Here is a 25,656-nt window from a genome sequence, read left to right as displayed (position 1 = left end):
TGATTAGTATGAATCATAAGGGTTACCTTTTTACGATTTAGATTTCAGTGATTTCACCCTCTATCTAAATCGGTAACCCTTCCCTTTTTTGAAGAGGGAATTGTCAGATCAGATCTGAACTAATGCATATAATCAGATTGATCTACATCAGAGTTGGATAGTGCTTGGCAGACATCTTCGCTTTCACTTTTAGTTAAACCAAAACTACCTAGTGATCTTTTAAGGTTGCGTACATGAGAAAAATCAGAATCTAAGGCTTCCTCAAATCCGTGTTCATGCCTTCTGGTTGTGGTTTCGATGCTGGAAGTGCTATAGCCGGAATCGGTTGAACCAGTATCAAAATCATCGAGAAGAAGGTTGAATTCATGTTCATAGCGTGTCGTTAGTTCGGAGCGGTTATGGCTGCTATTATCAGAACGCTCAGGATAAGACTCATCAAGCAAACGCTCGTACGCTCGGTTAAATTCTCTTGCGGTGTGGACTCTTGTTGTTTCAGGTTGGGTAGATTCTTGTTGAACTTGCTCCCTGCCTGGATGAATTGATGAGACTGTTTGTTGACGAGTGTTCGTACCTCTACTGTGGTTTGAATCGTTAGTGGAGATATCAAAATCATCAAGAAGACGATCAAATTCCTGTTCATAGCTGGTCGTTAATTCGGAGCGGCTCTGGCTGCTCTCATCAGAACGCTCAGGGTAAGACTCATCAAGCGAACGCTCGTAGGCCTGGTTAAATTCTCTTGCGGTGTTAGGCCTGGTTGCTTCAGGTAAGCTAGACTCCTGTTGTATGCCTTCTCTGCTATGCAGCCTTGATGGGCTTCCTGGCTGGTGAGAAGCTCTACTTCGGCTTGAGCTATAAGAGGCGTCAGTGTCAAAATCAAGTAGGCGCTCAAATTCATCTTCATAGTGTGCAGGGGACCTGTTTCTTCCCGAGCTTCTATTTTGGCTGTATGCCAGAACTCTTGAATCAATTGTGTCAATAAGGTTCTGCGTGCGTTGAGAAACGCAGCCTTCAGAAATATCATCAAGAATTGATTGAATAGCATTTGTTATTTTTGCCGACAGCTCGTGATCTGAACTGTATTGGGCACGTAAGCCCTGTAATCTTTCCATTGTTCTCATTCTTTCTGAATGAGTATTGACTGGCGGTTGCCTATCGCTGCTTCCTCTTGTTGCGATGTGATAATCAGTCAACCTTTTTGGCTGTTCTGCTGTTGAAGTGTATTGGGTTCTATAACGCCTCGGCGCAGCAGGCCGGATTCCAAACCTGCTTGTTGATTCTTCAGGAACGGAACGCGCACGAAACCGGTCACAATATGGCCGGCGATGAGCAATTTGGCTACTGTATCCATAGTTTCTGCTGTCCATAGCTTTTGCTCCTTGTGTTTGCGTCATTTTCCCAAAAGACTGTTTTGATCACCCGTGTTTCATTCAGATTCATACCCCTTGTGTCCCATCATTCCTATTTCTTCTGAGGGGCAGAACACAATGGGCTACCAGTTCTTCCTGTGGGATATATTACCTGTGGGCGGAAATTGAACAACTAGACAAAGGTGGCAGTAGCCGCTGGGGCTGGCATCCCGGCCAGAAACAGCACCAGGGAAAGCAACTCATCCCAGGGGTTGTTCTTTTCCAGGCCTTTGACACAGCGGTCAACCTGACCTGCGCCAACCAGCATCTGCCTGAGATTCCGTTCGCTGTGGCGCTGGAGGCATTTGTCCAGCAGGGCCCGGCGACGTTTGAGGATGAAGGGGGCAAAGCCCAGTACTTTTGCGGACTGGTCAATGGCCAGGTCCGTTGACAGCCCCCGGGATTTCAATCGACTCAGGTGGCTGAGCAATCGTATGTCCCGGGCAAGAGCCCAGAGCACAACGGGAGGTTCAATCCCTTCTCCCCTAAGCCCCCCGAGAATCCTGACACACTGCTTGATATTCCCTTCCAGGGCAGCGTCCAGCAGCTGGAACACATCATAACGGGCGCTGTCGGACACGGACTCTTTGACGGTCTCTTCATCAATGACCCGGTCTTTCGCCAGCAGCTTCAGTTTTTCAATTTCCTGGGAGGCCGCCAGCAGATTGCCTTCGACCCTCTCTGAGATAAGTGACAGTACTTCCGGGCTGGCGGAGTAGCCATCGGTTTGCAGGCGCCTGGAAATCCACTGGGGAAGCTGGTTGGACTCAATGGGCCAGACAGGAATAAAGGTACCGGTCTGCTCCAGGGCCTTAAACCACTTTGATTTCTGGGTGGCATTGTCCAGGCGGTCGGTGATGATCAGCAGCAGGTTGTCCTCAAACGGGTGCTTTATGTATTCCAGCAGGGCTTTTCTTCCGGCATCTCCAGGCTTGCCATTGGGCATGCGCAGCTCAAGGATCTGTTTCTGGGCAAACAGGGACAGGCTGTTGGCGGCTTCCAGAAGCTCTCCCCAGTCAAAGCCACTTTCTGCGTGGTAGACATGCCTTTCTGAAAATCCCTTCTGGCGTGCCTGATGTCGGATCTGGTCACAGCACTCACCCACTTGCAGGGGTTCATCACCACTGACGATATAAACGGGGGTTAACTGGCGCTTCAAATGGTTGCCAAGCTGGTCAATACGGAGCTTCATTGAGTACTACAGCCCGCTATCCTGTGCCTGTTCCTGCTCAAGCCGCTGAACCTCCCTGGCCCGTTCCGCTTCTGCTTCCAGCGCGTCTGAGGACATACTGGCAACCCGGCGAACCGTAGTGGCGATCAGTTCCTGGCGCAGTTCCCTGAAAATAATGCGCTCTTCAGACTCGCCGGCATTGGCCTGATTCTGGTTCCAGGTCATGTACCGCTCCCTGCTGAGCTCCACGGGCTGGTAAAGGGGGAGACCATCCGCGGTTTCCAGCTGATACACGATGCTCATGGAGAGGCGTTTCTCATAGTAACCCGCAGAGGCCTGAGTCTGCTGGCCATTATTTTGCCGTGCATCCAGAATGTGGAGACGGTAAGGGGCAATATTGGTGATCCGGATTCCGGTACTTTCCAGCGACCGGGAGAGCAGGCGAACGATGTCATGATTTCCCCCGGATACGGACAGCTGTGCCAGTTCAGTGGGCACTTCTATTTTTCCCCTAAGGTGAAAGCCGCAGGCCGTCAGCAGACTGGACAACGTCAACAGAAGGAATAGAGCTGCCGGGCGAATGCGTTGTGTCATGATCTCTCCATGGTTCATTAAAAGCCGGGAACGGCTATGGCGCGCGCTATTGATCAAAAAAGAAGAGTATACAAATGCCCATAGCGAAAGAAAAACAGTTTGCGGAACCTTCATCATTGAAAAGAGGGAAACAAACGGTTTTTCAAGGGGCTTTCAGGGACAGGGTAACTTTATCCGCCACCATAAAGGCCACGTCTTCTCGGTAATAGGCAGCTTCATTGATGAAGACCGCATATCCAGGCTCTCCCTCATAGGGAACGGCTTCTCCCCCAAAGGTTTCAAAAATAGCATGGCCTGCTTCCAGCAGCCGGTAATCCCGATCCTGAAGGTCTTTATGAACCATTGCTGTCAATTCGCCGTTGTCATCCCGTGGATAGGGAACCCGCTCCCTGACCTGAAACGCCTGGACTTCTTCATGAAGCCGGGGCTCCTGACGGGTTTTGCACAGAGTCATGAACTTGATCAGCAGCGACACAACTTTTTCGGTGGTATGAAACAGGTCATGGCGGATCACCGCATTGGCCAGGGGGCCGATTTCCACAGCCAGGCCAAACTTTGAAATACTGTTCAGGGACTGGCTCTGCTCCCGGTCCACATCGCTCACCAGAATCCGGGCTTCCGGGATATTCTGCTGGACGTAGGAGGCGGCATGCAGATTGAAGGGCTGGTCATTACGGACAATCAGGGTAATGCCCATATTGGCGGTGCTGCTGTGGAGGTCAATGATGAAGTGATGTTCCAGCTCTTCAGGGGAAAACAGCAGGTTGATTTCCCGGGCTCGCTGATGCTCATGGTCATTGTTGGTGCTGGTCAGAATCTCCCGGGTAAAAGAGCGGTTGAGGTCGTTGTGGATAAAACGCTGTCCCATGGCAAAGGCTTCCGGGTTGGCCAGCAGGGTGGACACTTCAAGAGAGTTGTCCTGATAGAGACCCGTTTGCTTAACTTTCCGGATAAAGTAAGGGCCAAGGTACTCATTGCCATGGGTACCACCGACAATGGTGATTTTTTCAATGGTGGCCCACTGTTCGTTTTTCATACCTCAGCTCCCAGTCATTTTTTTGCGAAAGCCCCGGGGTGGCCAGGACGATACTGTGTTATTACTGTGAGAATGCGTTTACTTCGGGTTTTGTAGGCATTGTCACGATTCAGGATAGGTGGCAGATACTGCTTATGGCTGTCTGGATCTCGGTTAGTCCAGCATAACACAGTTGCTGCCAGCGGTGCCTGGCAAGGTGTTTTTGCCCATTAAGAAGTGAAATGCTCAGCGTTCAAGCCTTGGTATTGATAATCATTTTTACTTGAAAGCGTTGATGAGGATCAATTTGAGGTATACGTCACCTTAACTATACTTCCGGTCGATGAGCTGCATGCCCTATTGGATGGAGAGAAATAATGAATAATGATAACTTTTTAACCACAGCAAACGGTGCGCCGGTTCCAGAGGATGACAACAGCATCAGTGCTGGCGAGCGGGGGCCATTGACCTTCGATAATTTCCGTTTGTTTGAGAAGCTTGCGCATTTCAACCGGGAACGGATTCCAGAGCGTGTGGTGCATGCCAGGGGGTATGGAGCCCACGGAACGTTCACCCTGAACAAGGATCTGTCAGACTATTCCATTGCGGATTTTCTTCAGGGAGCAGGCAAAAAAACGGATGTTTTTCTGCGGTTTTCCACAGTGGCTGGAGGTCAGGACTCCGGTGATTATGTCCGTGATGTCAGAGGGTTTGCCCTGCGTTTTTATACGGAAGAAGGCAACTATGACATAGTGGGCAATAACACTCCGGTTTTCTTTCTGAGGGATCCGTCGAAGTTCCCGGATTTTATTCACTCCCAGAAGAAAGACCCGAGAACCAACCTGCCGGACCCGGCCCATCATTTTGAGTTCTGGGCCAGTAATCCGCAGTCTCTTCACCAGATCACCATTTTAATGTCGGATCGGGGAATTCCCCTGTCCCTGAGGCACCTCAATGGCTATGGCTCCCACACCCTGAGTATGTGGAACAGCAAAGGCGAGCGGTTCTGGGTGAAATGGCACTTCAAAACCAACCAGGGGATCAAAACCTTAACCAATGAAGAAGCGGCGGCCATGCCTGTGGAGGGTATGCAATCCGATCTGGTTAGTGCCATTGATCGTGGAGAGTTTCCCGGCTGGACGGTGAAAATCCAGGTGATGACGGAGGCCCAGGCAAAGCAGTACCCCATCAACCCCTTCGACCTCACCAAAGTCTGGCCCCATTCTGATTTTCCTTTAATGGAGATTGGACAGCTGGAGTTGAACCGCAATGTGGACAATTACTTTGCTGAAACTGAACAGGCTGCATTTGCTCCCAGCAACCTTGTGCCAGGCGTAGGGGCCTCTCCGGATAAAATGCTTCAGGCGCGCCTGTTTGCCTATGCGGATGCCCATCGTTATCGTATTGGCGCCAATAACCAGCAGTTGCCGGTCAACCGCCCCAAATGCCCTGTCAACCATTACCAGCGGGATGGTGCAATGACGGCCGGTTCTGCCTGCCCTTATTCCGGTCATAACCAGGGCTCAGGGGCTAACTTTTATCCCAATGATCGCCCGGATGCACCAAAACCGAAGCCGGAGGTGGCAGAGCCACCCATGCCCCTGGAAGAAAATGCCTGGGTGAAGGCCTATGACTCCAGAGACGAAGACAATTACAGTCAGGCAGGTAACCTGTTTCGAATGATGTCTGAAGAGCAGAAGCAACAGCTGGCAGGGAATATTGCCGGTGGTCTGAAGATGGCAACTGAGTCGGTTCAGAAGCGGATGATTGAGCACTTTACCCAATGCGATCCTGATTATGGCAAATGGGTGAAGGCGGCCCTGGAAGTCTGATTCATCTTAACGTGTAATAAGCCGGGCATTGACCCGGCTTTTTTAGTCGGAGGGTATCCGCTTATTACCTGAAGTCACTACAGAAGTGGCCTATAGCCCGAACAAGTTAAGGGGGGGCAGAACTACAAACGATCATCTGGTCGCTTGTGGGTTTCTCTGACTGCCTGCAATGCTACCGCCAGTGCCTTTGAATTTCTATTCCTTTGCTCTTTGTAACATAAAGCCGGATAACAGCTTTGCAATGGATATAAATCCACCGTTTTATTCCTGGAATGGTATTTGTGAAAATAAAGAAATAGCAGAGGCAGCCCCACTCTCTGGTGAAACATTTTATATTGAATTATTTCACTTCGTTCTTTTTTTCGCCTCTCTACAGTTACTTTGAATCGGTTTTATACGGGAAAAATAACGTCAAGGCAGACTGTATAGAACTTGTCTATAATCCCACAACAAAACAACAAAACAACAAAATACTAGAGGTTTTAGCGATGGTACATATTATTATGCTCAGGCGAATACTCTCTGTTATTTGCATAATATTATCCATGTTCGTTCCAATATCAGTCTTTTCTTATACTTTCACTGTAGATGATAAACTAGCCTTTCAAAACGACAGTGGACGACTTAAAATGACTGCGCATAAAGGAGATAGTGCTTCTACACAAGAGTGTGTGAGAGGTGCTCCATTCGACAGCTTCCACCATTATCTTGAATGTTACGGGGGTGTTCATCTGGAATCAAATGAAAAAAATACATTTTATTTTATTTTGCCTCACATGATTGAAAGAATAGGAATAGAAGGGCCACATTTAGATTTAGATGTGGCCGTTATGGTGCAGTCAGTGATTTTGCATGATGTTAATAATCCAGTTAATTCGCGCTACAAAATGAATGAAAAGACTGATGCGTTTGATTTTAAACTTCAGGAATTTACCCGGCAATTAGAGCAAGACCAGGCAGATCGAAATCCCGAAACAAACATTCCATCAGTATTTACGCCTTCAGTTCAGGGGTTGTTATCGGCTATTGTAAATGATGGGGTTGGGTTTCCCTGCGTAGGGGAGGTGAAATACTTAAATAAGCGCAATGTTCCATTAAATATAAAGCTTGGTAAGGCATATTTTATTCCAGGCAGTATGTCACCCAGAGAGTACGCTTATCTATCCTCCAATGACCCCAGGACACTCTTGAAGTTGAAGTTTCTTAGCTCTAGGAGTGTATCCTTTTATAACCTTACCTTTGAAGATCATTTTCATTCGGTTATGATTAGTCTAGTGTCGTTAGGGGGGCTGGAACACAATACTGGAAGAGATACTACTTTAGAAATGGAAAAAAACGCTGGTCGGATAAGAAAAGCTGATTTGGAAGAAGATTACTTGGAAGAAGAGGCTGTTGATTCACCGTGCAAAAAATATTTCAAAGCTGTAATGGACCAAATGCAAATGATGTTTATAAAAGCCTGGGCTAGGATGGCGGCTTTGGCCTTTAAGAATGCAAGTGAAGGATTCAGGAAGCCAAAGACTGACTAAAGCTGTTTTTTATTAAATGCTCCAAAGGTGATAATGGCACAGTGCAGGCACAATTTTAAGTGTTGTAAAAAACAGTACAATTTTATAAGGCTTCTATCTTGGTACTGGTTATCAGGTCGGAAATGATCACAATTTTTATGTTATCACAGCCTGAGCTAAGCCCCTGAAGCGCTGTGAAGATAGGCTGGGTTTTGCTTAAGGTTCCAGTCAATATCAGCTTCCTCGATTACCCATCCGGGAAGTGCAAACATAGGTTGAAGCTGGCGGGGCACGCATGCATGATTCTTCAGAACTATTATCCTTACAAGCCAATGATTTATTGAAGATTAATTCTGATGCAGTCCCTCTCTTTCATCAGCCAACTTGTATAACCGTTCATTTTGTTGACAAGCCCGTGTAACAAGCATGAATGTGTGGACAAAATATGTGACTCAAAAAAATAGTAGAGTGAGAAGCTCGACACTTCGGGTAATATGCGGGTTAAGCCGTTGGCTGGGTCATGTTCATTTCACCATTACAGGAGGCCAGATTGAAACCGGAGAATTTTCAGACGCTGTATGAGCGCGCCTGTGAGCGAAAAGGGGGGGAAGACAGGCTTGAGGAGTTGCTGGTGAAGCCCCTGGAATCAAAGGGGCTGGAAGCCCTTGGGGATGACCGTTATCTGGCGGAGTTTACCCGGAAAGTGTTTCAATCCGGCTTCGTCTGGCGGGTCGTGGATCAGAAATGGCCTGAGTTCGAACAGCTTTTCTGGCAGTTTGATATAGAACGCCTGTTGATGATGCCCGATGACATGCTGGAAAGAAAAGCCGCTGACCCCAGGATTATCCGCCATTTGAAGAAAGTCTGGAGTATCCGGGAAAATGCGTTGATGATTCATGATATCCAAGTGGAACATGGTCGTTTTTCCCGGTGGCTTGCTCAATGGCCTGTGGAGAATATTGTGGGTCTATGGCTTTATCTCAAGAAAAATGGCTCCCGGCTGGGGGGGAATACCGGTCCTTATGCCTTGAGGGCCATAGGAAAGGATACGTTTTTATTGACCCGTGATGTGGAGGCTTATCTACGTCACTGGAAGATTATTGACAGCGGCAAAGGCACCAAAAAGGCGCTGCTGCAAGCCCAGGCTTTTTTCAACGATCTCCAGCAGCACAGTGGCAGGTCGCTGGCTGAGCTGAGTCGTCTGGTGGCCCTCAGCAGTGGTGTAAACCGGGTAGGCTCAGAAGCTGACGCCGATCATGTCTGAATCGTTCGAATCCGGGCATCATTTTCTATTTGGCTGTTCCTGAATTTGAGTGGGTGATAAGCGTTTCATGTTTTGGGAAACCTTGCTGTTTACTGCGGGTGTGACTCTGCCGGTGTGTGTGATGTTGCTGTCAGGTATTGCCTTGAAGCACTGGCAGTTTATAGATGACGCCTTTATTCAGACCGCGTCCAGGCTGGTCTTTCACTTCTGTCTGCCCTCTTTGCTGTTTCTCAGTCTGGCGCACCTTGACTGGGAGCTGTTTGTTGACCCGGACCTGATTGTGTTTGGAGTTGTTTCTTCGCTTCTGGCGTTTCTGGGGGCGGGATTGCTGTCCCTGAAAACAGTGTCTGTTGCCAGTGACCGGGGAGTGTTTATCCAGGGGGCCGCACGAGGCAACCTGGCCATTGTTGGCCTGGCGCTGGCTGGCAACTTATACGGCAGTGATGGTATTGCCCTGATGTCTCTACAGATGGGTTTTCTTATCCCTGTTTATAACATTGCCTCTGTCTGGGTGCTCAGAACCTATTCAGGCAATGTCACTGGAGAAAAACAGAAGAGGACCTCCCTGTTTCTGGATTTGTTAAAAAACCCTTTGATTGCTGCTGTGTTGTTGGGGGGCATAGTGTGTCTCAGTGGCTGGCCCTTGCCCGGGATTGTTGACCAGGTTGGAGGGTATTTTGCCCGGGTGGCACTGCCACTGGCATTGATTTGCATTGGGGGAAGTCTGAGCCTGAAGTCCCTGGCAGAAACCAGTGGAGCTTCCCTCTGGGCCAGCCTGCATAAGGTGGCATTGATGCCAATGGTTCTGGTTCCCTTAGCCTGGCTTGCAGGATTCCGGAATATGGAATTGGGTATATTGTTTCTTGCTTATGGCTGCCCCACGGCCGCTGCCAGTTTTGTCATGGCCAAAGCCGCAAGGGGAAACACCTCACTGGCGGCCAATATCGTAGTATTAACCACTCTGGGGGCTTTGCCTGCGACCTCTGCGGGAATCTTTATTCTAAGAGGGGTTGGTATTATCTGAATCAACCCTGAAAACGCCGGGCATTCAGACTTTCTTCTGATTATGGATTTGCTGGAAGGACTGGGCATTATTCAGGGTATCCAGGGCCAGGTTGCGACCTGCAAGGAGTTCTTCAATCATTTTTCGTATGTTCTCCTCGATGAGAGCCTGCTCTTGTGCGACTGAGTGATGCCCTGTGGCTTTAGCAGTAGCTTCATCTTCAGAGGGAGCGGAATTGAAAACTCGCTGGTTCTCATACTCAGTAGGGCTGCTGGCCTGGTTGCTCAAACTTTCTGCCACTTTCATGAGCGGGGCATTAAGCGCTTTTCTGTAAACCTTGTCGGGCTGGGCAAAACGATCAAAGTCACTTGAGTCTTGGGCCATCAAAGCCAGCATGAGGTGCTTCAGTGTTGTTTTTTCCTGAGGGGATGTTGAAGCCGCCAGTAACCCTATAATTGCTTCAGGTCCAATCAGTGCTTTTAGCATGGTTACTGCAAATGAGTTGGCTATATGTCTTACAAAACTGGCTGGCTCGAATTGACCCGTGGCTAAATTATGGGCCTTATGCATATTCATCTCTATCGACCACAGGGCGCCACGAACTAATTCGGCTGCGACACCGCTGACGCCGCTGGCCTCGACATTTCCGAGTCTAAGCTCCAGGGTTTTTAGTTTTTTGTTGTGTGACTGCAATATTTTAATCTTATCAAGCTCTACCTGCCGTTCATTGAACACGATGCTGTTATCCTGAAGTTGAGTTTTTATACTCATCAGCATTGAAATAGCCTTGTCCAGGGTCATCGGCTTTTCTGAATCATTAAGGACGGATAACGTAAAGTTCTGTATGGCGGCATTGACGCCTTCTCTCTTCCTTTGGGGAATCGACTCTATGTTGGTTACTGATGCCATTACATCAGCAAACAATGACTGGCTTTTGAGGAGTCTGGGGTCATTGTCTTTTTGCGCAAGGAACTGGCTGGTCATCCGGTGGATATCAGTAATTGTATTGTTACCGTGGCTGTTGTCAGGGTTGGCGATGACTAAGAGCCCCTCAATGGCCAGTTCGCTGATGCCATTGTTCATAAGGTGGCGTTTGTTGCCTGATAGTTTGTCAGACACTTCGGAAAATATGCCGGTTTTTAACTCATCACTATTTTTTTCAAAGGCTTTTGCCAGTTTTAACTGTTTCTCACTAGAGATGGTTTTATCCAGCAAATTCATATTTTCTTTAGCCAGGACTTCAGCCACTCCAGGGTTCAGACTTTCTGTGACCGGTTCATTGAGCCTGGGCCGGTATACAACGAAACTCCCGATGTCGTTTGATAGTGCAACTGATGCACTGTTCTCCCGGTTCCAGCCCGCGGTTGTTTTTTGAACTTCAGGTGTTAACTCTGCTCTGTCCAGCTTCAGGTTTTCTGTGTTTGAGTTGTTCTCAATACGCATAATGCAAACCCTTGAAATACATGTTTTTGAGTTTTCTTTCAGTGGTGGACTATTGGGTTGATCTCCATTGGCAGTGAAAGCAATTATTTCTGTAAGGGTACAGCGAGCTTCACCAGGAGACGCTGTAGCGAATGGCAACACCATCAGACAGAGGTACAGGTTGAATGGCCGGTTTTTCCCGGCGGGAAGTAAAGTACCATGAAGAAAAGACACCCAGTGCCGCCCCGGCGGTGACATCCACAATATCATGGCGTTTTGCATGGATTCTGCTGTAGCCAACAAAAGCCGCTGCCATATACGCTGGAATGGCGTATTTAAAGCCGTACCGGAAATGAATAAAGGAGGCGCTCTGGAAAGAGGCTGAAGTATGTCCTGATGGAAAAGATAACCGGTTCGAATGGTCAGGCCGTTCTTTTCTTGTGATTCTTTTCAATGCTTCTGTGGTCAGCTGGGACGTGGCAAAGGATTTAACCAGTTGCTTGGTACCTTGAAAATCGCCCAGAAGTATTGTGGAAGTCAACGCAACTGTGGGGATGGCCAGCTGAACTTTGTCACCCATTTCCTTAATGTCGGCGGAAGTCATCCGGGTGAAAGCAAACAGTGATAAGGCCAGTGTTATCCATCGTTTGGTGGTCATGGGGAGCTTCATCCTTGAAGTTCTAATGGGGATTTCTTATTCACTCACCATAGTTGAGTGAGGGGATTCTGTCAGGGTGGGGGTATCAGGGGTCAATTCCCTGGCAGCAGGGCCGCCAGGGGGAGAGGGTTACTTCAAGACTTTGACGGTGAGGATTCTATCCAGCCGGATAGGAAGCACGGCTTCTCCCCCAGGCTGGATCCGTTTCAGCCTCAGTCGGTCTTTATCAAGACCGGCAAGAACACCTTCGTAAACCCTCCCTTGATTGAGCTCAATAATGATTTGCCGGTTGATATAGTCAGCCAGAGAAGCCTTTTCAATCACCGTGTAATTCAAGTGGGAGCCCGTATAGATCGCTCGTTCATCCACAACGGATGTTTCAGGCGAGGGTTGCTTTGGTGGTGCTTCTGGTGTCCTGAGCTGTTGCTCTGAAGGGGCATTAAGCTGAAGCAACGTCTGGAGGTCCGCCAGCCGGGAGAGTATCTGGACAGGAGACAAACTAAGCTCTGGTGCTTGAACTTCACGGCCATTGACCTCCATGCTCAGCTTTTGCAGTTGTGGCCAGCTTTGCTGCTGGGAGGGCTTCAGTCTGGCTGGGTGAAAGCCGCGCTGAAACCGGGCGGTAACACTGAGGTGTTCTGGTTGGGTGAGCAGCCTCCTGTAGGCCTCCCGGACAGACGGGCCGGGAATTAAACCCCAGACCTCTCCATAGTAGTGGTCACTTCTTGAGGTTTCGCGGGCAATATACTGCTGGGGAGAGATTCTTGACCGGGCTGCACAGTAAGCGGTTCTCCTGGTCAGAAAACCATCATCCTGGTAATGGAAGGTCAGCTGTGAGAGTTCTGCCCCCGGGCTATCCAGAAACCTGGGAGAGAGTGCTGGAATGTTGTCTAGCCGGGTGGTGAGTGTGGCAAAGCCGATGCCCTGCATTTCAGTACCCATTGACAGCTCAAGGCTCTGGCTGAAGTCATCATAGTGGTAAGCCAGGCTGAGGTTCATCAAAACGGAAGGGTTGTAACCCATGGCCAGAAGCTCTTCCGGGCCAAAGCGGTAATGTTGTCCACAGGAGGAAGGCAATATTCTGCCCAGTTGGCGGTTGCTGGATGAGTAGCGTTCAACCAGTAACGGGTTCTCCAGAAAGAACAGGCCTGTTCCTTCCAGTTCTATGGCCAGTTGCCTGGGCAGAACGGCCTCCTCTGCCATCAGTGCAAGCCTGTACAGGCTGAGGGGGGCGGGAAAGTGGATCGAAAGACGCTCAACCTGTTGTCTGGGGAGTTGGCTTTGCTGAAGTTCCACGGACACCTGGTGGAGAGTAATACTGCCCCGTAAGTCAATATTAATGGTCTGATAGTGGATTCTGGCGTAGGGAGATAGCCTGGCAATCCACTGGTCGACCATCAGCGTGACCTTGCTGGTCAGAAAGTAGTTAAGGCCAGGTAAGATGACTGAAGCCAGAATCAGGGTCAGAATAAGCCCTTTCAACACTCGACGCACTTTTTTATCCTGCTTTGGTCAGCCCTGTTGATGAAGCCAGTGATAGGAGTTGTGATGAATTCTGCCAGTATTCGATAAAGCAGACCAGAGGTCGGCTGGAGAAAGCCGCCCTGAACATCCTCTGACCAGAAAAATGGGCTCTGGGTCTCAAATTCCGGGTTATTCTGATTGCGCTGCTACTCAATGGATCAGGTTATAAAAACCGCTTGATCCATTTTCTTAACTGGACTTCCGGCAGAGCTCCAGATATCCGCTCAAGCTCTTTTCCGTTCCTGAAGGCGATCAATGTTGGAATACTGCGAATATTATATTGTACCGCCATCTGCTGGTGGGCCTGGGTGTCCAGTTTGGCGAGGCGAATCAGGGGCTCAAGTTCAGCCGCAACCTTGCTGAAAGCGGGAGCCATGGCTTTGCACGGACCGCACCAGGGGGCCCAGAAGTCTACCACCACAGGAATATCCGTCTGGCTGAGGAAACGTTTGAAGTTGCCTGCATTGAGAATGGCCGGTTGTCCTGAAAAAAGGGGGCTCCGGCACTTTCCGCAGACAGGGTGGTCTTTCAGGCGGTTTCCAGGTACCCGGTTAGCCGTGGTGCAGGTTGGACAGGGGATCTGAAGTGGGGAGGTCATTGTCTCTGGCTCCCCAAAAGGAAGGTCATTTTTTTACACCTTTTCGTTTTGCTCAAAGTTTATAACTGGGACTAACCTTAAAGGAAATGACTGGTTTGAGAAAGGATGCACATACCGATATGGACTCTCCCTCTTTAACGCCCTCCGCGGACTTTTCCGGAAAGCAGGTTCTGGTGGCTGAAGACAACATGGCCAATCAGCTGGTACTGAAAAAACTGCTTAAGAAAGTCAGTGTCACACCTGTGTTTGCCAACAATGGCCAGGAAGTTGTGGACCTTTATAAAAGTGACCATGAGAAGTGGGATCTGGTGCTCATGGACTGTGAAATGCCGGTGATGGATGGCTACACCGCCACCGAAACCATTCGCCAGTTCGAACAGGAAAGTAACCTGGCGAAAGGGAACATTGTGGGATTAAGTGCCCACGCCATCACTGAGTTCAGGAACAAGGCTCTGGGTAAGGGGATGGACGACTATTTGACCAAGCCCATTGACCGGGACTTGCTCTACAAAACCCTGGCGCAGTATCTGGGTAATTGATTGGATATGGGGAAGATAAAAAAGGGGGATGCAAATGCATCCCCCTTTTTTGTTGTCCGGCTTTGTTGACCGATAAAGCGATCAGTTGGCAACAATATTGACCAGTTTTCCTGGCACTACAATCACCTTGCGGATGGTTTTACCGTCGATAAACCGGGCGACATTGTCGTGCTCTTTGGCCATCTGCTCAATGGCGTCCTTGTCCATGCCTGCGGGCACTTCCAGCTTGGCCCGAACCTTGCCATTCACCTGGACCACCAGAGTGATTGCGTCTTTCCTGAGAGCCTCTTCATCGATGCCTGGCCAGCTGGCATCGAGCACTGAATCAGTGTGTCCCAGGGCTTTCCAGACACTGTGCATGGCGTGAGGCGCGATGGGCGCCAGCATCAGAGTGGTGGCTTCAATGGCTTCGTGAATAACCGCGCGGTCCTGATCGCTATTGCACTTGAACTTGCTGATGGCGTTGTTCAGTTCCATGATGGCGGCAATGGCGGTATTGAACGTCAAGCGCCGTTCGCAATCATCCGAGACCTTGCCAATGGTTTCGTGGGTCTTGCGGCGCAGGTCTTTCTGTTCCTTGCTCAGAGCAGACGAATCAAGGGCAGGAATATCACCCAGGGCAACGTGCTCTGCCACCTGTTTCCAGAAACGGCGCAGGAAGCGATGGGCGCCTTCCACAGCGCTTTCTGACCACTCCAGAGTCTGTTCCGGTGGCGCGGCAAACATGGTGTAGAGACGGATGGTGTCCGCACCGTACTTGTTGATCAGGTCCTGAGGATCAATACCGTTGTTTTTGGACTTGGACATTTTACTCATGCCTGCATGCTCAACGGTTTCCCCGGTGCTCTTGAGGGTGGCGGTTACCAGGCGTCCCTTGTCGTCAAACTCCATATTGACATCGGTAGGAGCGATCCAGTGCTTGACCCCTTTTTCATCCACTTTGAAGAAGGTGTCCGCCAGCACCATGCCCTGGCAAAGCAGGCGCTTGAAGGGCTCATCACTGTCCACCAGGCCCGCATCCCTGAGCAGTTTGTGATAAAAACGGGAGTAGAGCAGGTGCATAACGGCATGCTCGATACCGCCAATGTACTGATCAACTGGAAGCCAGTAGTTTGCCTGGGTCGGGTCCAGCATCTGGTCATCGGAGCTGGATGAACAGTAGCGGGCGTAGTACCAGCTGGACTCCATAAAGGTGTCAAAGGTGTCCGTTTCGCGGGTAGCCGACTGACCATTGTGGGTGGTTTTTGCCCACTGTGGGTCGGCCTTGATGGGAGACTGAACGCCGTCCATTTCCACATCTTCCGGCAGGAGAACCGGCAGCTCCTCCAGGGGAACAGGAACCTCTGTTCCATCTTCCAGGTAGCGCATGGGAATCGGTGCTCCCCAGTAACGCTGGCGGCTGACACCCCAGTCTCTCAGGCGATAGTTGACCTGACGTTCGCCCTTTCCCTGTGCAATGAGTTTGTCGGCAATGGCGTTAAAGGCGGCTTCTGAGGAGAGACCGTCGAACTCACCGGAATGGATCAGACGACCTTTTTCTGTGTAAGCGCACTGAGTCAGGTCGACGACTTCTTCACTCTCCTCTGAGTTGAGAGGCTCAATCACCTGCTCAATGGCGAGGCCAAAGCGGGTGGCAAATTCGTAATCCCGCTGGTCGTGACCCGGAACCGCCATGACCGCACCGGTACCGTAATCCATCAGGACAAAGTTGGCAGCCCATACAGGAATCTCTTTGCCGGTGATGGGGTGGATGGCCCGGATGCCGGTATCCACACCGACTTTTTCCATAGTGGCCATTTCCGCTTCGGTCACCGCATTGGACTTGCACTCTTTAATGAACGCATCCAGCTTTGGATTGCTGGCGGCAGCGGCTTTGGCCAGGGGATGTTCTGCGGCAACCCCCACATAGGTCACTCCCATCAGGGTGTCAGGGCGGGTGGTGTAGATCTGGAACTCATCAGGTGCGCCTTCAACAGGGTTGGCCACTTTGAAGGTCATCTGAAGGCCTTCTGAACGGCCAATCCAGTTGCGTTGCATGGCCTTCACCTGGTCCGGCCAGTCTTCCAGTTTGTCCAGGTCGGCCAGCAACTCGTCGGCATAGGCGGTGATTTTCACGAACCACTGGGGCAGTTCTTTTCTCTCCACCAGGGTGTCGCAGCGCCAGCAGCGGCCATCTTCTACCTGCTCATTGGCCAGTACCGTCGCATCGTTGGGGCACCAGTTGACGGTGCCCATTTTTTTGTACACCAGCCCCTTTTCATACAGCTTTGTGAAAAACCACTGTTCCCACTTGTAGTACTCAGGGCGGCAGGTGGCCAGCTCTCGGTTCCAGTCATAACCAAAACCCAGGCGCTTGAGCTGCCCTTTCATGTAATCAATGTTGTCGTAAGTCCAGGGAGCCGGTGCGGTTTTGTTCTTGATGGCGGCATTTTCAGCTGGTAGACCAAAAGCGTCCCACCCCATGGGTTGCAGGACATTTTTCCCCCGCATGCGCTGATACCGGGAAACCACGTCGCCAATGGTGTAGTTGCGTACGTGTCCCATATGCAGTCGGCCGCTGGGGTAAGGGAACATGGACAGGCAGTAATATTTCTCTTTGCTGTTGTCCTCGGTGACAGCAAAGCTGTCGTTGTCTTCCCAGTACTTCTGGGCTTCGCTTTCAATCTGGTGCGGGTGGTAATGCTCTTCCATCATTGCTCAACGGGCTTAATGTTGGGGGATGCTTCCGGAAGATCGTTCCGGAGGGACGAATCGATCATTTAACCTAGATTCAGCAGTTGGATGCGGAATTTGTGGGAAATCTGAGCGTTCTCAGCAATACCCAAAGGGCATAAAGACGCGTCGTGCTGCCAATGGCCGTAGTCTTTATGCCCTATGGGTACTTGGCAAACGGCGCAACGCAGCTGAGGGCGCTCAGATTTTTCACAAAACCGCAGAGCGGATTCAAAGTCACCTAAAAGGTGAGTAATAAATACAGCTCTATGGCTTTGACCCCACTGGTTGTAGAGAAACTCAAGCGGCCAACTGCTGAATCTAGGTTTAATATCGTTTATACAAGTTAATACAATATCGTGGGCTAGGATACATCAGAGCCTTACCGGCTGCACTTTTACTTTCTTTTTTTCAGGGTTTTCCGGTGAATCCCGTTATTCCAGCAGGTTGCCTGGGACCACTGAGGTTGATTTGCGTCAGCCGGGTTTTTGTCAGCCTCTGGTAAGGTTGCTCCGTTTTCTCTAAGCGGGTTATGCAGGGGGCTTTTTGATAGGACCATGAGCGATATTGCAATTTCCATCTCCATTCTGTCCCTGGTGGCGGTGCTGGGTCTCTGGATAGGTAACTGGAGAATTCGCGGCGTTGGCATGGGCATAGGTGGGGTGCTGTTTGGTGGCATCCTGGTGGGGCACTTTGTCTTCCAGCTGGATATCCATCTGGATAACCACACCCTGGAATACATCAAGGAGTTTGGGCTGATCCTGTTTGTTTACACCATCGGGATTCAGGTGGGCCCCGGTTTCTTTTCTTCCCTGAAAAGCAGTGGCCTGAAACTGAATGCCTTTGCCGCTGGCCTGGTTTTGCTGGGAGGGCTGGTGGCCACTGGGCTGCATCTTTTGTTTGATGTGCCCTTGCCGGTGGTTCTGGGTATTTATTCCGGCGCGGTCACCAACACCCCTTCACTGGCGGCAGGCACTGAAATTCTGGCGGAGCTGGGTACTCAGCCGGAGTTGCTGAGTATTCCCGGTTCCGGTTATGCCGTGGCCTATCCGTTCGGGATCTGCGGGATCCTTTTGAGCATGTGGCTTATTCGTCGTCTGTTCCGGGTGGATGTTAATAAAGAGGCCGAAGTGTTTGAGCAGGCTGCCGGTGCCGGGCATGAAAGCCTGAATACGGTGAATGTGGCTATTCGGAACCCCAATCTTGATGGTCTTGCGCTTCAGGATGTTCCTGGCTTGAACGACGGGGATCTGGTTTGCTCCAGGCTCAAGCGGGGAGATGAGTTGATTGTTCCCCAGAGCTCCACCAGTGTGGCCCTGGGCGATATTCTGCACCTGGTGGGCAGTCGACAGAAGTTGCAGAATGCCCGGCTGATTCTGGGAGAGGAAGTGGATGCTTCCCTGACCACCAAAGGCACTGACCTGCGGACCTCCCGGGTGGTGGTCACCAATGAAAAGGTGTTGGGTAAAAAGCTGGTTGATCTGAAACTGAAGCAACGTTACGACGTGGTAGTGTCGCGGCTTAACCGGTCCGGTGTGGAACTGGTGCCGGATAGCCATGCCAGCCTTCAGTTCGGGGACATTCTGAACCTGGTGGGTCGTCCGGAATCCATTGATGCGGTGGCCAACCAGGTGGGCAATGCCCGGCAGAAACTCCAGCAGGTGCAGATGATGCCGGTGTTTATCGGGATCGGGCTAGGGATTCTGCTGGGCTCATTGCCCCTTCATATTCCCGGATTGCCAGCGGCACTGAAGCTGGGCCTGGCTGGAGGGCCTTTGCTGGTGGCTCTGATTCTCGGGCGCATTGGCAGCATCGGGCGTCTCTATTGGTTTATGCCTCCCAGTGCCAACCTGGCGCTCAGGGAAATCGGCATTGTTCTGTTCCTGGCGGTGGTTGGGCTTAAGTCCGGGAAAAACTTTGTGGATATCCTGGTTCATGGTGAAGGGGTGCAGTGGATGATGTATGGCGCTGTGATCACCCTGGTACCACTGCTGGTGATTGGCATCACCAGTCGTATGTTTGGTGGCCTGAATTATCTCAGTATCTGCGGGATGCTGGCTGGCTCCATGACCGATCCACCGGCTCTGGCTTTTGCCAATGGCCTGCATGAAAAATCCGGGGCTGCGGCCCTCTCCTATGCCACGGTATACCCCTTGGTGATGTGTTTGAGGATTCTTTCACCCCAGATACTGGCCGTGTTGTTATGGGGTGTTTGACGTTATTCTGATGTCGGTCTGATAGTGAGGAGGCAGTAAGGTGGTTTTTACTGCCTCCTCTTATCAGAGTTCAGTTGGGTGGCAATGGTTTTTTACTCTTACCATTGGATGTTTTCCTTAATAATCCGCGTCTACTGCAGTGAACTCATCGTATGATTCGATAAGATCATCCAGGTCAAGGTTTCTTTCAACATTGTAACCGGAGTCACCCATGTGTTTTTTTATGATTTGAGTGGCAACCACAGGTAGGTTTTTACCGTAAGTTTTCCAAATCAGGTTGGCTGATTGAATAAAAGCCGCTTTGTTTTTCTTTGTTTCCAATATGCCGTCAATGATTTCACCTCGTGAGTAATTTCGAATTTCAGTGACAACGACAGAGCCAGAAGGTACCCCATCAGTAAAGTTACCCTCTACAACGTAGCTTTCTCCAATACTGTAACTGACCTTTCCATTGAGCTGGTTATTTCTATAGGATGCAGTGAAATATTCATTTTCAGCCAGTTTAACAGAACTGGTTCCATGTAGCTTGTTATCTGAAAACTCAAAGATATAAGGCCGGCCCCCTGTCCGTCCATCAAACATGACCGTTTGGCCTGATAAAGTTTTTGTTCCAATATTCACTCTGGCCCAGACCTGGAAAGAGTTGAAAGGATTGTATGGGTTGTAAGCGCTATTGATATGGTGCCTTTCTTCTCTGCCTAGATGGTCGGTCATCAGAGGGTGTTGCTGAAGTTTTCTAATAACAATAGTGCGTCCCAGAGGATCGGTCCTTTCACTATTTTCTTCTGTGTGAGCGGTTGATGAAAATAGAAAGATTGTAAGCAAAATATGAATTGCAGTTCTGGTTTTCATAATAGGAATCCTTTCCATGTTTGTAGGTGGCGATGCTCTCTTGTTGCTGAAAATATAATGTTAAGAAAGAGTAATGGTGCATTTTTTTTGGGTCAACCATGTTAACTTGATTTGTTATTTAAAATGTATGGGTTGGTTATTATTTCTAACAAAAAACAGTTCAGGTCGTTTCTCCGTATTTTCTAACATCATACATTGGCTAACGTTGCCTGTATCTGTCATAAAACCTGGATAGGCCCTGATAGTAATAAGCTACCCAGGTATAACAATGCTTCCGGCTTAAAGAGAAAGCATTAAACAACACAGCGTATTGAGCAAACGATTGCTGGCTCAAACAATTCTCAAAGCAAGGTGGAAAGTAAGTTTTACAGACTGCGTGCCGGTCATTATGTGAATAAAAAAGTCTGGGTTTGCCTATGGCGTTCAGGCTGAATATTGAGGTTCTGATTGAAAAGATTGTTCGGGTCATAACAGTGTTTGATGGCTTGCAGGCGGGGGTAGTTATCCCCATAGGCGCTTTCAGCCAGTGTGGGGGACTGGCCACTGGCGCGGTTGACATAACTGCCGGAGTAAAATGGCTGCATCACCAGAGACAGCTCATCAATGAACCGGGAAGCCCGCTGGTAGAAATCGGGGTTGTCTGTCATGACCTGGGGGATGAGGTTACACAGGGCGTCCCGGTGAGCGAAAGCAGTTGCACTGGGTGGAACCCGGGCAATGACTCCCCCGGCTTGCTGAAAGTTGACTGTCAGTTCACTGCCAGGAGGGGGCACTGGGGCCTCAGCAAATGCGTCAAGCAATGTATCAATGGCTCCATCACTGAACTGGTTGATAAACCCACTGCGGAAATAGCAAAGGCGGCCTGGAGGAAAGCGGTTGCTGTGCTGGATTTCCTGGTATCGCCTGGGGGCCAGAGTATTGGTAAGCGGCGCTCCCAGGGAATCAAAAGGTCTAAGTGCTTGAGCGGCCTCTTCGACGGGGCCGTTATAACAGACACTGAACGTAAGCGTTTGCTGGCCTTTATGATCCACTGATAGCTCGGCATCCATCCCCAGCTCATCCCTTCCATGGAGTAATTGATTTCGATACAGCTTCAGGGCATTCATCCGTTTTTCTTCACCGTATACCCGCTCTCCAGCCATCAGTTTCTCTGGAATATCATGCAGTGACAGAACCATTCGGGTGACAATACCAAAATTGCCGGACCCACCTCGAATGGCCCAGAAGAGGTCAGGGTGGTTTGACGCTGAAATTTCCAGGGCAGAGCCATTGGCTAACACCAGATTTGCTGACACAAGATTATCGCAGCTGAGTCCAAGTGTTCTGGATAACCTGCCCAGTCCTCCTCCCAGTGTCAGCCCTGTGACACCCGTGGTAGGAGCAATTCCCAGAGGGACTGCAAGGTTAAATTGAGACGTTAGGTTATCCACATCCCTCAGCAAAGCGCCTCCTTCCACTGACACCAGGCGTTTATCCGGATGCAAAGTGATTTTGTTCATCAGGCTGAGGTTGATAGTTAACCCTCTGGCGATGAGAGCGTTTCCAGCTACATTATGTCCGCCTCCACGAACGGAAAACGGCAGGTTGAACCGGTTGGCGAACCCCATTGTGCTGATGACATCCTGCAGGCAGGAACAGCAGGTGATAATGGCTGGTTTCACGGTGATGGCACCATTCCATACCTGGCGGACGGATTCATAACCATCATCAGCTGGAAAGTAAAGTGAGCCCTGAAGGGACTTATGAAACTGCCTCAAATGGTATTCCGGCAATTCAAATTCACGGCCAGACCGGTTTTTCAGAATAAGCGGCTTCATCTGGGGGCTTTTAGTTCGGGTCGTATGGAGTAGTTGCAGCATAGACCATGCCTGGAAGGTAGCTCCCTCTGCCTTCAGCGGCTCTGTCACAAAAAAGGAACCGTTTGAGGCCCTTTGGGCTTCCAGGCGTATCAGAGGGACTATGGGCTTGCCCGCTATCTTTCCTTATGTATCACGATCAGATACCGCTAATACAAGTATCTTGAAAGAAAGTTGACTGGTCAGGTTATGTCTTTTCAGTTAAATAGCCCATTGAGTGAGTTTACATCCAATGATCTGGGGGCTTTCATTGAAAGCCGGTTAAGTCAGGATGTCGAGAGCCTGAGAGAGGCCTTTCAGCACTCGGGTAATATTCGTTACTGCATCATCGATGACTTTTTTCCTGAAGCGGTGGCAAAGGCGCTGTTTGCCTCTTTTCCTGGTCCAGACAATACACCTCTGAGATATAAAAGCAGTCTCCGGGAACAGAAATATTCAACGAACCAGCTGCATTTATTAAACAACAAGCTGAAGAACGCCGTGTTGTGTTTTGAAGATGATCGTGTTCTTGAGCTGTTCAGGGAAATAACAGGTTTTACGACGCTTATTTCTGATGACGTTCTGTATGCGGGGGGAGTCAGCGAAATGCGTTATGGTAACTTTGTTTTACCCCATCTGGATAATTCCCATGATTTCCACAGAGAGAATTACCGGGCGGTGAACCTGTTACTTTATCTCACTGATCATTGGAGTTCAGAAGCAGGGGGGAACCTGGAGATCTGGCCTGAGGGCTTAAAGGGGGACAAGCTTGAAATTGTTGCCCAGTTTAACCGGCTGGTGATTATGGAAACGCCTCCTCACGCCTGGCATGCAGTAAGCCCTGTTCGTCATGAGGCACCCAGGCGCTGCCTTTTCTACAGCTATTTCCGCCCAGAGCCCCTGGCAGACCATGAATACTTTCAGGTGACCTCCATGAGGGCCTGGCCGGGGGATGTTCTTCTGGATAGCCTTCTTGCTGCTGATATAAAAATAAGAATGTTGCTCCGTCACTTTTTCCCCCGGGGGCTTTACGGGGATCGCGCTGTCTGGAAAAAAAAGCGATAACTGTCTTGTAATTGAAGCCGCAGCTGACATAGACCTGCTCTGTTCCTTAAGGGGGCGTCTTTTCTTCCTTGCTATTCCAGATCCTCTTTTATTTCTGCAGTGCTCCACAGAATAAAATTGTTATGGGTTCAGTAACTCTGTAATGGAATAAAGACGGAGTCTGATGTGACGTAACAGGCCCCTGATATCAGAATGGCGCCCGACTTCACCGTGAAGTCTAAAACAACACATTTTAAATCCCTCACTGAACAACACTGGATGAAACCATGAAAAAGATGATGACCATTGCTACAGCCCTGACCGTTGCCACCCTTTCTGCTAATGCCATGGCGGGTGAATGGTTTGCTGGCCTGGAAGGTGGCAAGGCATATAACAAGTTTGAGCAAACGATTGCTGGTGCAAAAGACTCTGAAAACAAGGTTAAAAGCAAGTTTTACGGATTGCGTGTCGGTCAATATGTAAATGACAATGTGCGAGTATATGGCACCCTCAGTCGCAATAAATTTAACGACTCCCGGGTGAAAGATGCAGGATTGAAGCAGAAAAGCCTGATGCTCTCCACCGACTACGTTTTTATGGCTGACTCGGCTATTCGACCCTTTGTCGGGGCGTCTCTGGGGGGAACTCGCTTTGAAGCCCAGGGTGAGAAAAAGTCCGGGTTTGCCTATGGTGCCCAGGCTGGATTGATGTATCAGGCCGGTCCCGTGGATCTGGAGCTGGGGCTGAAATACATGGGCAACAGCGCTAAGGTGAAGCCAGCATCCGATGCTGAATTCCGGGTTAAGAATTCCCGTCAGGCCTATTTGTCTGCGGCATACCGTTTCTAAGGGGCCTGAAAAGTCTGTGCGGCAGCTTGCCTTGATTGAGCTGCTGCTATTCAAACCTCTCTGTTCAGAAAGTATTCAGGCTCAAGGGTGATAATTAAGCGACCAATCCTGTCAGATTTTGGGTGGCTTTATGGCGGACACATTATTATCTGCAGGCCAGGTGAAGCGCCTGATTGCCCGCAGATCCATGGACGGTGGACGAACAGGGGGTGAGCAAGGTCTCCCTGAGGCGGTGAAAATACCCTTTACCAATTTTTCCTATTGGTTAAAGTCAGATGTTGAACAATGGATTTGTTCAAAGGAAAAAAACAGGACCACCTGAAGTAGGGAGGCTGTCGGACAATTTGATTCGTTCTACTAAATGTTATGCTCGAAAGCATAAGTCCAACAGCCTCCTGGGCTGCCCTGCATAGAGCTGCCTGGGAGCATGATTTCCCTAGCAGCTTTCTTATTTGATTAAAGCACTTCTGCAACTACCCGGCGGTTTTCTTCACGGCCTTCATGGGTGCTGTTATCAGCAAGTGGATCACTTTCACCCATGCCGATCGCTTCAATCCGGTTTCCATCAATACCAAACTCATTGATCAGCATCTGGCGAACGGCATCTGCACGACGCTGTGAGAGGGCTTTGTTGTATTCTTCAGGACCACTGTTATCGGTATGACCGACGACACGGATTTGCACCTCTTCGTAGTGCTTCATGTAGTCTCCTATGTCGGCAATCCGGCTGAGATCGCTGTCCCGGATGGTGGCAGAGTCAAAATCAAAGTCCACCATCAGATTGATCTCTTCACGGGGAATGCAGCCGGTTGAGTCAACGGTGGCACCCGCTTCGGTACCCAGGCAGAGATCATTGGCATCGGCAATGCCGTCCTGGTCCGCATCCACAGGTTGTTCAACAGGCTTTTCCACTGGTGCTGTATCGGCCACTGCTGCAGGTGCCGGGCTACCAAAGGTCCAGTTCAAGGCCAGTTTCATCATTCCTTCGGTTTGTCCATAATCCAGACTGCGAACAGCACGGACATCACCCTGAACGGACAGGTTAGGTGTCAGGGATTTGCGCAGGCCAACCCCCATATTCAGGCGGGTGTCGTCATTTTTAATACCATTAGTACGGTGTTCATTAAACTCACCAATACCAGCGACAGTATAGGGGGTTAAGCTCCCGTCCCAAGGCTTCAGGTCATAGTAGGCATCCACTCGATAGTTTTGAATACGGGCATCACCTGCCGCATTTTTTTGTCCTGCCTGGTACTCTGAGAAAACCCCTTCGATGCTTAAACGGTTATTAAAGCGATAACCGATACCAAATTCCGGTGCCATTTGATTATCCAGTGAGCGGATGCTGTCGTAAGCTGTATAGGTGCCACCAGCACTGATGGAGAAGCCTTTATCCACCACGTTTGGTGAAGAGTTGTCGGCTATCGCTGCACCACTGATGGCGGAAATGATCGCTGCGCTGAGCACTGAGCGGATAATTGCTTTGTCGGTCATGGGTTGGTCCTTGTTGTATTTTTCTGGCTTGTGGCCGGAACATAACAAAATGATCGCTATTTTGTGAATAGCGTTATTTTATATAACTGGCTTTTCAATGGATGATGGCTTTTTATCGAGA

21 protein-coding genes are annotated in these 25,656 nt (G+C 49.8%); 8 read left to right on the top strand and 13 right to left on the bottom strand.

The features are described 5' to 3' along the window. Positions 1–119: 119 nt before the first annotated feature. From ACNRUY_RS11315 to ACNRUY_RS11295, 5 genes are all read right to left on the bottom strand, one after another. Entirely contained in the window at positions 120–1,109 is a 990-nt protein-coding gene (locus ACNRUY_RS11315; protein WP_488111744.1) for a hypothetical protein, read from the bottom strand. A gap of 77 nt (positions 1,110–1,186) precedes the next feature. Then, positions 1,187–1,348 (bottom strand): hypothetical protein, encoded by a 162-nt coding sequence (locus ACNRUY_RS11310; RefSeq protein ID WP_488111743.1) that lies wholly within the window; start codon positions 1,346–1,348, stop codon positions 1,187–1,189. Between the two features lie 191 nt (positions 1,349–1,539). Next, entirely contained in the window at positions 1,540–2,598 is a 1,059-nt protein-coding gene (holA, locus tag ACNRUY_RS11305) for a DNA polymerase III subunit delta (protein WP_488111742.1), read from the bottom strand. A 6-nt stretch (positions 2,599–2,604) separates the two neighbouring features. Beyond that, positions 2,605–3,171 carry an LPS-assembly lipoprotein LptE gene (locus ACNRUY_RS11300; RefSeq protein WP_488111741.1) on the bottom strand — a complete coding sequence of 189 codons (567 nt, stop codon included), beginning with the start codon at positions 3,169–3,171 and terminating at the stop codon, positions 2,605–2,607. Positions 3,172–3,313: 142 nt separating this feature from the next. After that, positions 3,314–4,207: an aspartoacylase gene (locus ACNRUY_RS11295; RefSeq protein ID WP_488111740.1), complete on the bottom strand. Its 894-nt coding sequence runs from the start codon at positions 4,205–4,207 to the stop codon at positions 3,314–3,316. 356 nt (positions 4,208–4,563) lie between these two features. On the opposite strand from ACNRUY_RS11295, the gene ACNRUY_RS11290 reads away from it, so the two are divergent. From ACNRUY_RS11290 to ACNRUY_RS11275, 4 genes are all read left to right on the top strand, one after another. After that, entirely contained in the window at positions 4,564–6,018 is a 1,455-nt protein-coding gene (locus ACNRUY_RS11290; RefSeq protein ID WP_488111739.1) for a catalase, read from the top strand. A 320-nt stretch (positions 6,019–6,338) separates the two neighbouring features. Then, positions 6,339–7,547: a hypothetical protein gene (locus ACNRUY_RS11285; RefSeq protein ID WP_488111738.1), complete on the top strand. Its 1,209-nt coding sequence runs from the start codon at positions 6,339–6,341 to the stop codon at positions 7,545–7,547. Positions 7,548–8,076: 529 nt separating this feature from the next. Then, the gene (locus ACNRUY_RS11280; RefSeq protein ID WP_488111737.1) at positions 8,077–8,790 is read left to right on the top strand and encodes a DNA-3-methyladenine glycosylase I; all 714 of its coding nucleotides are present in this window, start codon (positions 8,077–8,079) and stop codon (positions 8,788–8,790) included. A 67-nt stretch (positions 8,791–8,857) separates the two neighbouring features. After that, a complete protein-coding gene (locus ACNRUY_RS11275; RefSeq protein ID WP_488111736.1) occupies positions 8,858–9,814 on the top strand; it encodes an AEC family transporter in 957 nt (318 codons plus the stop codon). Positions 9,815–9,838: 24 nt separating this feature from the next. Here the strand turns inward: ACNRUY_RS11275 and ACNRUY_RS11270 are convergent, their stop codons facing one another. The 4 genes from ACNRUY_RS11270 to trxC form a co-directional block, all read right to left on the bottom strand. Continuing rightward, a complete protein-coding gene (locus ACNRUY_RS11270) occupies positions 9,839–11,236 on the bottom strand; it encodes a hypothetical protein (protein WP_488111735.1) in 1,398 nt (465 codons plus the stop codon). 109 nt (positions 11,237–11,345) lie between these two features. After that, a complete protein-coding gene (locus ACNRUY_RS11265) occupies positions 11,346–11,873 on the bottom strand; it encodes a phosphatase PAP2 family protein (RefSeq protein WP_488111734.1) in 528 nt (175 codons plus the stop codon). A 129-nt stretch (positions 11,874–12,002) separates the two neighbouring features. After that, complete coding sequence (locus ACNRUY_RS11260) at positions 12,003–13,367, bottom strand: LSm family protein (protein ID WP_488111733.1); 1,365 nt, start codon at positions 13,365–13,367, stop codon at positions 12,003–12,005. Positions 13,368–13,560: 193 nt separating this feature from the next. Beyond that, a complete protein-coding gene (trxC, locus tag ACNRUY_RS11255; protein WP_488111732.1) occupies positions 13,561–13,995 on the bottom strand; it encodes a thioredoxin TrxC in 435 nt (144 codons plus the stop codon). 95 nt (positions 13,996–14,090) lie between these two features. On the opposite strand from trxC, the gene ACNRUY_RS11250 reads away from it, so the two are divergent. After that, positions 14,091–14,534, top strand: coding sequence for a response regulator (locus tag ACNRUY_RS11250; RefSeq protein WP_488111731.1), 444 nt, complete (start codon positions 14,091–14,093; stop codon positions 14,532–14,534). 81 nt (positions 14,535–14,615) lie between these two features. Here ACNRUY_RS11250 and leuS read toward each other — a convergent pair whose 3' ends face one another. Beyond that, entirely contained in the window at positions 14,616–17,225 is a 2,610-nt protein-coding gene (gene leuS, locus ACNRUY_RS11245) for a leucine--tRNA ligase (RefSeq protein WP_488111745.1), read from the bottom strand. Positions 17,226–17,803: 578 nt separating this feature from the next. On the opposite strand from leuS, the gene ACNRUY_RS11240 reads away from it, so the two are divergent. After that, a complete protein-coding gene (locus tag ACNRUY_RS11240; protein WP_488111730.1) occupies positions 17,804–19,462 on the top strand; it encodes a putative transporter in 1,659 nt (552 codons plus the stop codon). A 117-nt stretch (positions 19,463–19,579) separates the two neighbouring features. On the opposite strand, the gene ACNRUY_RS11235 is transcribed toward ACNRUY_RS11240, so the two are convergent. Together ACNRUY_RS11235 and ACNRUY_RS11230 are read right to left on the bottom strand one after the other, a co-directional pair. Then, on the bottom strand, positions 19,580–20,314 hold the full coding sequence (locus ACNRUY_RS11235; RefSeq protein WP_488111729.1) for a hypothetical protein: 735 nt from the start codon (positions 20,312–20,314) through the stop codon (positions 19,580–19,582). 386 nt (positions 20,315–20,700) lie between these two features. After that, on the bottom strand, positions 20,701–22,173 hold the full coding sequence (locus tag ACNRUY_RS11230) for an FAD-binding oxidoreductase (RefSeq protein WP_488111728.1): 1,473 nt from the start codon (positions 22,171–22,173) through the stop codon (positions 20,701–20,703). Positions 22,174–22,359: 186 nt separating this feature from the next. On the opposite strand from ACNRUY_RS11230, the gene ACNRUY_RS11225 reads away from it, so the two are divergent. Beyond that, a complete protein-coding gene (locus tag ACNRUY_RS11225) occupies positions 22,360–23,214 on the top strand; it encodes a 2OG-Fe(II) oxygenase (protein ID WP_488111727.1) in 855 nt (284 codons plus the stop codon). A 266-nt stretch (positions 23,215–23,480) separates the two neighbouring features. After that, a complete protein-coding gene (locus ACNRUY_RS11220; protein ID WP_488111726.1) occupies positions 23,481–24,041 on the top strand; it encodes an outer membrane beta-barrel protein in 561 nt (186 codons plus the stop codon). Between the two features lie 456 nt (positions 24,042–24,497). On the opposite strand, the gene ACNRUY_RS11215 is transcribed toward ACNRUY_RS11220, so the two are convergent. Beyond that, complete coding sequence (locus ACNRUY_RS11215; RefSeq protein ID WP_488111725.1) at positions 24,498–25,535, bottom strand: OmpA family protein; 1,038 nt, start codon at positions 25,533–25,535, stop codon at positions 24,498–24,500. Positions 25,536–25,656: the final 121 nt, after the last annotated feature.

This window comes from Endozoicomonas sp. Z74 (assembly GCF_057680865.1).
Note: the sequence above shows the minus strand (reverse complement) of the source record. Positions and strands in the feature narration are given on the sequence as shown.